Below are 8,701 nucleotides of genomic sequence, written 5' to 3' on the forward strand. Positions count from 1 at the left end.
TATACATCAGATAGCTAACCGTCTTGCGGCAAGGGCTTACCGTCACTCCCCAGTTTCGGCAATATTTTACGGCGTTGTAATAAAGCGTTGAGCAAAATGGCCCCAAAAGTTGCGGTGCCGATGCCGCCGAGAGTAAAGTTACCCAAGGTTAGCGCGAAGTTCCCCGCCCCTAATACCAGTGTGACGGCCACCATAATCAGGTTACCGTTATCACTCAGGTCCACTTTGTTTTGAACCCAAATACGCGCGCCAGCGACCGCAATCAAACCGAAAACCACGATTGAGGCACCGCCCAATACCGGCCCCGGAATGGTGTGAATCAGTGCGCCAAATTTGGGTGAAAAACCCAGCAGAATAGCGACCAGTGCTGCGGCGACAAAAACCAAAGTAGAATAGATTTTTGTCACTGCCATCACGCCGATATTCTCGGCATAGGTCGTGACACCGGTACCGCCCACCGAGCCGGACAGCATTGTTGCCAATCCATCGCCCACAAAAGCCCGCCCCATATACGGGTCCAGATTTTGTCCGGTCATTCCCGCCACGGCTTTTATATGCCCCAGATTTTCTGCTACTAAAATCACGGCCACGGGAGCGATCAGCAACATGGCATGAGCATCAAATACCGGTGTGGTAAATTGCGGCCAGCCAAACCAGGCGGCCTGACTGATGGGGCCAAAATCAATCGGTGCTCCCCAACCCAAAATATGGGAGACAACCCAATAAATGACATAAGACAAAATCAGACCAACCAGAATCAGCAGGCGCTGAATCATTCCTCTGGTAAATACGGCTACCACACCGATACATAAAATAGTGACTACCGCCATCCAACTGTTAAAAGATGAGCCGGAAACACTATTCACGGCAATCGGTGCCAGATTGAGGCCAATGGCCATCACCACTGCGCCAGTGACCACCGGCGGCATTAAGCGCTCGATCCAGCGGGTGCCGACACTCATCACGATAAAACCAATTAAGGTGTAAATCGCCCCACAGGCAATAATGCCGCCCAGGGCTAAAGCGATATTGGGATTAGGGCCGCTGCCGCTATAGCCGGTGACGGCAATGACCAGACCGACAAATGCTGCGCTGGAGCCAAGATAGCTGGGTACCCGCCCCCCCACAATCAGGAAGAACAGTAGGGTGCCGATGCCGGACATCAAAATCGCCAGATTGGCGTCAAACCCCATCAACAGCGGCATCAGCACGGTAGCGCCAAACATGGCCACCGCATGTTGTAACCCCATAATCAGTGTTGCGCCGACGGGGAGACGCTCATCAGGAGCAATAATGGCTCCATCCAGATTACCACTGCGTTTACGCCATGTTGGAAACCAGTTATTCGCCATAATGTACTCCGTGAGTCACTGAGAAATATCAATAAATAACCGCAGAGAAATCCATCAATTCGTTTCCGAATCAGCGGCTCTGGCGCATTAACGGGTGATAGCAGCGGTCAAAATAGGCCAGACCATGTTGGTCATCGTTATGAATAACGGCGGCAGCCTGACAAAACAGAATGTCGTGAGTGCCGACAGAAATAACTTGTGTGATATGGCAGTCAAAAGAGGCAACAGCACCACTGAGCACCGGGGAACCGGTGACCAGCGTTGACCAACGGGCAGCAGAGAAGCGCATTTCCATCGGCGTTTTGCCGCCAAACAAGTTTGACAGTGACTCATGCTCGGCACACAAGGTATTGACGCACAACGTCTGATTTTGCTGAAACACCGAATAGACTGACGATGAGCGATTGAGGCACACCAGCAGGGTTGGCGGGGTATCGGTCACACTGCATACCGCCGATGCGGTAAATCCGGCGCGGCCAGCCGGGCCATCAGTGGTGATAATATTCACCGCCGAGCCGAGTCGCGCCATAGCATCACGGAAATCCTGTTTATCCACGGCGACACTGCGTAATGCTGACGATGCAGGTAAAGCATCTGTTGGTAAGGATTGTGTTTGCATAGACCACCTCAGGATTAAAAATCAGTTCAACAAAAAAACAGCCTAAAAATCAGAGCACCTCACACGCCTCGTCGAACGCTAAACGCGGCGAGCGTTGATACAATTTATTGATATCCCCATAACCAATATTCACTAGTAAATTGGACTTCCAGCCTTTTTCTGCCAGAAAAATCTCATCAACCTGTGCATTGTTAAAACCTGACATCGGGCCGGTATCCAACCCCAAGGCCCGACAGGCAATAATCAGATAGGCCGCTTGTAAGCTGCTGTTACGAAAAGCGGTTTCAGTGGCTAACTCTGGGCTGGAAGTGAACCAGGAGCGGGCATCGCCGTGTGGAAACAGCTTGGGTAATGCATCATAAAAAACCGGGTCATAGGCGACGATGGCCGTGACCGGCGCTTGCAGGGTTTTGGTCAGATTGCCACTGGACAGCGCCGGTTTAAGCCGCTCTTTGGCCTCAGATGAGCGAATAAAGACAAAACGCGCCGGGCAGCAGTTGGCCGAAGTCGGCCCCATGCGCGCCAGAAGATAGGCTTGTTTGAGCAGAGCATCATCGACCGGTTTATCCAGCCAACCATTGTGGGTGCGGGCGTCGGTAAATAAAGTTGCCAATGCATCCGGGGTTAATATTTGTGCCATAACGATTCCCTTTAAAAATGAATAGCTGCTGTATTGGATTGATTTAGCGCCAGTTCGCACTTGGCGGTGTCCGTGTCCATCAGCAAATAACTGAGTAATATGCCGTTAAATTGCTCGCTGTTAGTCACACTCATGGCGTGGCCGCCGTAACTCATCTGTGCCCACTCGCCGTAAGGCAATAACTCGGCTAAAGCTTGTGAACAAGGGTAGGGCACTAACAGGTCATCGGTGGCACACAAGGCCAGTGTTGGGGTCGTGATGTGGGGCAATACCGCGCGGAAATCAGCATTCATCAACGCGTTCAGGCGGCGTAATAAGTTTTCCATGCCCTGAAAATGAGCGATTTGCTGTCCCTCTTCCTGTTCAAGCAGCAGGGTATTACGCGATAGCCAATCTGCCGGATAGAGAAACAACGGCTGGGCGCGAACATAAGCGGCTACACCACTGTTGAGCAGTAAATCTTGCCGCACATGGAAGCAACGCCGTGTTTGGCTATCAAGCACCGGCCAGCTATTGATAGCCACCAGCCGCTCTACACATTGAGGATGCGACAATGCCAATTGCAAACCTATCATTCCGCCCAATGCGTGACCGACAAAGTGGTAGCGCTCAATATGCTGGCTGGCTAATAAGTCCGCCAGTTCGTCCGCCATATCAGCCAGCGTGTAGCCCGGTGGGATTACACCGGGACTGCGCCCAGTGCCATACTGATCGTAAGTTATCACGCGAAAGTGCTGACCCAACGCACTCAACTGGGGCTGCCAAAAGCGGCCACTGCCACCCAGTCCCGCAGATAACACCACTGTTTTAGCGGCTGGCGAATTCTGACCGGTTATCTCGAAATACATTGCCACGCCTCCGTTATCTGATATTGGCTGCCTTATCGCGGCAGATGCGCTACTGACGCAATTTCAATCAAAGCATCGGGTTTGACCAAACCGCATTGAATACAAAAGCGGGCTGGTTTATCGCCGGGGAAATATTCGGCGTAAACCTGATTAATGGCGGCGTAATGCTGCCAGTCGGTCAGAAAAATAGAGTTAAAAGTGACGTCATCCAGCGAACCACCCGCAGTCTCAATCACACTTTTAATGGTTTCCAGCACATGGCGGGTTTGCCCCGCCGCATCACCTCTATGCACCACATTATTCTGCTTATCAAAAGCCAGGGTGCCGGACACGTACACCACGCCATCGGCCAGGGTGCCGGGCGAAAAAGGGGCGAGGGGTGTACCGCTGCCCGGTGGGGTAATAATGGTCTTAGGCATCATCTTCTCCAGTTATCTGAGTGTTGGGGGCGGCAATAGAATGCATTTATCATGCTGACTGGCTGAGTTGCGCCGATGGCGTAATGCAGTTGCAAAATGTCTCCACATCAGATACCCAACCAAAGAAGGTTTCGATGTTATAAAGTGCCGCTTTTTGGGCAAAATCCGGCCCTGCCTGATGGGTTGCATCCTCCAGCACCACACCGAAATACTCGAAGAAGAAGCCGTCGCGCAGGGTGGATTCGACACAGACATTGGTGGCGATACCGGTGAAAATCAGATGATGAATCCCCTTAGCGCGCAGAATGCTGTCGAGCTGAGTGTTGAAAAATCCGCTGTAACGCGGCTTGGCGATCACGATATCGCCTGCTTGTGGTTGCAGTTCATCCACTAACGCATAGTCCCAATCGCCTTTTGCCAGCAGCTTACCCATCAGTTCAGGTTGTTTACGCATGGTCTTCAGCGCATTGGATTTATGCCAGTTTGGCGAGCCTTCCCCGCCCGCTTCAACATATTGTGGATCCCAACCATTCTGGAAAAAGATCACCTGAATACCCGCGGCCCGCGCAGCAGTGATCGCGCGTTTGATATTGGCGATAACCGGAGCGGTGGCTGAAACATCAAATCCGGCCAGATCGAGATACCCCCCCTCTGAGGCATAGGCGTTTTGCATATCAACCACAATCAAGGCGCTGGCCGAGGTAGGGAAGGCGATAGGTTCCGGTCGCGCATTGAGAATCACTTCATTGCTGCTGATACCGGGGTTGCGGCGCACCGGCTGTTGGGGGGCGACAGAGGGTTTGGCATCAATCGATTGACGGCTTTCAACAATTTTCATTAGGCCACCTCGCGTGCGACGGGGGGCAGGGTGTCAAAGATATCGGCGCGGCTGTTCATCAATGGCTGGATATGTTGACCGAAACTTTCAATGCCAGAGAGGAAGTCATCAAATGTCAGCAAAATGCCCTCGGTTCCCGGCACCGTGGCAATGTCATCCATCATTTTCGCCACATTGGCATAAGAGCCAACCAGCGTCCCCATATTGATGTTCACGGCAGAAGTTGGGTCAGCCATTTGGCGCACATTGGTATCTGCACCCGATTTTGTATCTTTACCACTTTGTTCGGTTAACCAGGCCAGTGCTTCGGTGTCGGCTCCGGCCTTGTAACTTTCCCATTTGGCGCGGGCCAGTTCGTCGGTTTCGTCGGCGATTATCATAAACAACACATAACTACTGACCTCACGCCCGGCCTGTTCTGCCGCTTTTTGCAGGCGAGCGGCTGTTGGAGCAAAGGCGGTGGGGGTATTCACACCCTTGCCAAAACAGAAGTTGTAATCGGCATATTTGGCTGAGAAAGCCATGCCGGCATCACTTTGTGCCGCGCAGATTAATTTGATTGGAGTTTGCGGTTGCGGGCTGACTCGGCAATCATCCATTTGGAAGAACTCACCGTTAAAATCAGATTGCCCGGTGCCCCAAAGGTCTTGTAATACTTCCACATATTCAGAGAGATAGTCATAGCGACGACTGAAATATTCATCTCCCGGCCACAATCCCATCTGCTCGTATTCAGGTTTTTGCCATCCGGTTACCACATTCAGGCCAAAACGGCCATTAGAGATAGAGTCAATGGTGGAAGCCATGCGCGCGACGATGGCTGGAGGGAGGGTTAAGGTTGCCGCCGTGGCATAAATCTTAATGCGAGAGGTGACCGCAGCCAGCCCGGCCATCAGGGTGAAAGACTCCAGATTATGATCCCAAAACTCGGTTTTTCCGCCAAATCCGCGCAGTTTTATCATCGATAAGGCGAAATCGAACTGATAGTGTTCAGCTTTTTGCACAATAGCTTTATTTAACTCAAAGCTCGGCATGTACTGCGGTGCATTGCTGGAAATTAACCAACCGTTGTTGCCGATAGGAATAAATACGCCAATTTTCATTTGAGCACCTCTGCATAGTGAGTGGGACTATCTGTACGTCTGCATCAGTACCTAAGCAAAGCCAATGCCAGTTTTTGTAAAACCTGTTTAATCAATATGTTGCTAAACTTCGGTAAATAAAATGTTGAGCAAATGGTCAAGAATGGACTGTTTGGTAAAATAATTGTGCACAAAAAACAGGCGAGTCTGCCCAGTGGCGGTGCAATCATTCACCAGAAAGAGGTATTCGAAGAAGAGATCGGCATGTTATAGGTAGTTTGCTATTTTCAGTTTCATCACAATTTATTAAGGGACTATCAGTGAAGCTAGCCACCAGCAATACACCGGCACCTGAGATAAAACCTTCCCGCCGCAGCAAGGCCGGGGCTGCGAAACGTCAAGGCATCATGACTGCCGCCCTTGAGCTGTTTTCGCTGTATGGTATTCACGGCACCAGTCTGGATCAGGTCGCTGAGCGGGCTGATGTCTCAAAAACCAATCTGCTGTATTACTTTCCCTCGAAAGAGGCGCTGTATATCGCGGTGCTAAAAGACATTCTGGCCATCTGGCTCGCACCACTCAAAGCATTGCAGGCAGATCAGCAGCCAATCGACGCTATTCGGCACTATATTGCCCTTAAATTGGCGGTATCTCGCGACCATCCGCAAGCATCACGCCTGTTTTGTTTGGAGATGATCCAGGGTGCGCCATTGCTCAAGCAAGAACTGGCAGGGGACTTGAAAACCCTGTTTGATGACAAGGTGTTGATTATTCGTCGCTGGATGGATGATGGCCTGATAGCCGAGGTTGAGCCACAGCATTTCATTTTCATGTTATGGGCGACAACCCAGCATTACGCCGATTTTAGTGCTCAGATTGAGGCTATTAGCGGCAAAAGCCTCAGCGATAAAGAATTCTTCCAACAGACAGTAGCGAGTGTGCAACAGTTGGTGATTGGCGGCATTGCCCGGCGAGATGGTGAAGAATAGCCACGGAGTGAGAAGAGAAAAGGGCGTCAGAAGCGTTCTGACGCCGGAGAATAAGTATTAGTTATTATTGCTATCGAACAGACGCGTTCTGCGTTTTTTCAAGATAATGTAGCCGATAGCCAGAATGACAAACCACAATGGCGTCACCATCAGCGCCTGGCGGGTATCACTTTCCAACGTCAACAGCACCAAGACAAAGGCGAAGAACGCCATACACACCCAGGACATAAAGATCCCGGCGGGCATTTTGTAAATCGACTTCTTATGTAGTGCCGGGCGTCTTTTGCGATATACCAGATAAGAGCAAAGGATAATCGTCCAGACGAACATAAACAGAATCGCCGATACGGTGGTGACCAAAGTAAAGACGGTCATGACATTCGGGATCAGGTAAATCAGCACCACGCCGCCCAACAGGCAAATACAAGAGAATGTCAGGCCGGATGCGGGAACCGAACGGCGTGATAACTTACCAAACTGCTTTGGTGCATCGCCTTCTTTTGCCAAACCGAACAACATACGGCTGGTGGAGAACACGCCGCTGTTGGCAGAGGAGGCGGCAGAGGTCAACACCACAAAGTTGATCACACTGGCAGCGGCAGGTAAACCGACCAGAACGAATAACTCAACAAAGGGGCTTTTATCTGCAACCACTGAACTCCAGGGGGTCACCGACATAATCATAATCAATGAGAAGACATAGAACATAATGATGCGGATAGGAATGGAGTTAATCGCGCGCGGTAATACCACCTCAGGATCTTTGGTTTCAGCCGCGGTAGTCCCAACTAATTCAATACCGACGAAGGCAAAAACGGCAATCTGGAAACCGGCGAAGAAACCACTGATTCCTTTCGGGAACATGCCGCCATCATTCCATAAATGTGTAAATGAGGCCGTCGTGCCTGATGGGGACTGATAGCTCATTAACACCATGGTCAGGCCAGCAAAGATCAGCGCCACGATTGCCACAATCTTAATCATGGCGAACCAGAACTCCATCTCACCGAACATTTTTACTGTTGCCAGATTCAGAGATAACAGCAGTAAAACCACTAACAATGAGGCGACCCATTGCGAAAAACCGGGGAACCAGAATTGCGCATAAGCGGTGATGGCGACGACATCGGCGATGCCGGTGATGACCCAACAGAACCAGTAAGTCCAGCCAGTGAAAAAACCTGCCCAAGGGCCAAGTAAGTCAGCGGCAAAATCACTGAATGATTTGTACTTCAGGTTCGAAAGCAGCAACTCACCCATTGCTCGCATCACGAAGAACAACATAAAGCCGATTATCATATAAACGAAGATGATCGACGGCCCGGCCAGGCTGATGGTTTTACCCGATCCCATAAACAAGCCAGTACCGATGGCTCCGCCAATAGCAATCAATTGAATATGGCGGTTGGAGAGACTTCGTTGAAGGTGCTCTTCAGGTTCCGGCAAAGGCTCTGCCACTATCTTGGATTGGTCTACCATCTTTCCCATTCCCTCTTCCTGTATTTATTTGTGAAGTTGTTGAGCTCTATGTTGGCTCTTTGGTCTTATCCTGTCTGTCTCAAGCTTTTTTGTATACTTTAAATACAATTTTTGAATTATTTAATATCTTCGTAACAATAATTACACAATACGCCTCGTTTTCCAGTGTTTATATTTCACACACTGAATTTTGTTAAGTGCATCACAGCGCATGGAATTACAACATGAAGTTACATAACTAACAATAATCACAACTACCAGATGGATAATTAATCCACAGCGATAAATATCACCCGGTATAAAGAGAAAAATCCGATGAAGTGTTTGACAGCTAAGGCCAACAGGAGAATAATTATCGATAATGGGTCGTTAGCTCAGTTGGTAGAGCAGTTGACTTTTAATCAATTGGTCGCAGGTTCGAATCCCGCACGACCC

Annotated in this window: 9 protein-coding genes and 1 tRNA gene; 2 read left to right on the forward strand and 8 right to left on the reverse strand. The window is 50.2% G+C overall.

The window, feature by feature from the left end; translation table 11 throughout:
• Positions 1-14 precede the first annotated feature (14 nt).
• The 7 genes from rutG to rutA form a co-directional block, all read right to left on the reverse strand.
• Complete coding sequence (gene rutG, locus HU019_RS16745; protein WP_174847473.1) at positions 15-1,352, reverse strand: pyrimidine utilization transport protein G; 1,338 nt, start codon at positions 1,350-1,352, stop codon at positions 15-17.
• A 70-nt stretch (positions 1,353-1,422) separates the two neighbouring features.
• Entirely contained in the window at positions 1,423-1,971 is a 549-nt protein-coding gene (gene rutF / locus HU019_RS16750) for an NADH-dependent FMN reductase RutF (protein WP_174847474.1), read from the reverse strand.
• 49 nt (positions 1,972-2,020) lie between these two features.
• Positions 2,021-2,611 carry a malonic semialdehyde reductase gene (locus HU019_RS16755; protein ID WP_174847475.1) on the reverse strand — a complete coding sequence of 197 codons (591 nt, stop codon included), beginning with the start codon at positions 2,609-2,611 and terminating at the stop codon, positions 2,021-2,023.
• Positions 2,612-2,622: 11 nt separating this feature from the next.
• A complete protein-coding gene (gene rutD, locus HU019_RS16760) occupies positions 2,623-3,459 on the reverse strand; it encodes a pyrimidine utilization protein D (RefSeq protein WP_174847476.1) in 837 nt (278 codons plus the stop codon).
• 32 nt (positions 3,460-3,491) lie between these two features.
• Complete coding sequence (gene rutC, locus HU019_RS16765) at positions 3,492-3,878, reverse strand: pyrimidine utilization protein C (protein ID WP_174847477.1); 387 nt, start codon at positions 3,876-3,878, stop codon at positions 3,492-3,494.
• Positions 3,879-3,927: 49 nt separating this feature from the next.
• Entirely contained in the window at positions 3,928-4,716 is a 789-nt protein-coding gene (gene rutB / locus HU019_RS16770; RefSeq protein WP_227739298.1) for a pyrimidine utilization protein B, read from the reverse strand.
• Positions 4,716-5,819: a pyrimidine utilization protein A gene (gene rutA / locus HU019_RS16775; RefSeq protein ID WP_174847478.1), complete on the reverse strand. Its 1,104-nt coding sequence runs from the start codon at positions 5,817-5,819 to the stop codon at positions 4,716-4,718. The genes rutB and rutA overlap by 1 nt, the downstream gene beginning before the upstream one ends.
• 299 nt (positions 5,820-6,118) lie before the next feature.
• Here rutA and rutR point away from each other — a divergent pair, with 299 nt between their 5' ends.
• Positions 6,119-6,787 carry an HTH-type transcriptional regulator RutR gene (rutR, locus tag HU019_RS16780; protein WP_174847479.1) on the forward strand — a complete coding sequence of 223 codons (669 nt, stop codon included), beginning with the start codon at positions 6,119-6,121 and terminating at the stop codon, positions 6,785-6,787.
• 57 nt (positions 6,788-6,844) lie between these two features.
• Here the strand turns inward: rutR and cycA are convergent, their stop codons facing one another.
• Entirely contained in the window at positions 6,845-8,266 is a 1,422-nt protein-coding gene (gene cycA, locus HU019_RS16785; protein ID WP_174847613.1) for a D-serine/D-alanine/glycine transporter, read from the reverse strand.
• Between the two features lie 363 nt (positions 8,267-8,629).
• On the opposite strand from cycA, the gene HU019_RS16790 reads away from it, so the two are divergent.
• Positions 8,630-8,701, forward strand: a tRNA-Lys gene (locus tag HU019_RS16790).

Origin of the sequence: Yersinia artesiana (assembly GCF_902726545.1) — a bacterium.
Classification (GTDB): domain Bacteria; phylum Pseudomonadota; class Gammaproteobacteria; order Enterobacterales; family Enterobacteriaceae; genus Yersinia; species Yersinia artesiana.

What these genes read in the sequence shown, in the direction of transcription:
- rutG (WP_174847473.1), bottom strand. Translation starts at nt 1,352, where the DNA reads ATGGCGAATAACTGGTTTCCAACATGGCGTAAACGCAGTGGTAATCTG.
- rutF (WP_174847474.1), bottom strand. Translation starts at nt 1,971, where the DNA reads ATGCAAACACAATCCTTACCAACAGATGCTTTACCTGCATCGTCAGCA.
- HU019_RS16755 (WP_174847475.1), bottom strand. Translation starts at nt 2,611, where the DNA reads ATGGCACAAATATTAACCCCGGATGCATTGGCAACTTTATTTACCGAC.
- rutD (WP_174847476.1), bottom strand. Translation starts at nt 3,459, where the DNA reads ATGTATTTCGAGATAACCGGTCAGAATTCGCCAGCCGCTAAAACAGTG.
- rutC (WP_174847477.1), bottom strand. Translation starts at nt 3,878, where the DNA reads ATGCCTAAGACCATTATTACCCCACCGGGCAGCGGTACACCCCTCGCC.
- rutB (WP_227739298.1), bottom strand. Translation starts at nt 4,716, where the DNA reads ATGAAAATTGTTGAAAGCCGTCAATCGATTGATGCCAAACCCTCTGTC.
- rutA (WP_174847478.1), bottom strand. Translation starts at nt 5,819, where the DNA reads ATGAAAATTGGCGTATTTATTCCTATCGGCAACAACGGTTGGTTAATT.
- cycA (WP_174847613.1), bottom strand. Translation starts at nt 8,266, where the DNA reads ATGGTAGACCAATCCAAGATAGTGGCAGAGCCTTTGCCGGAACCTGAA.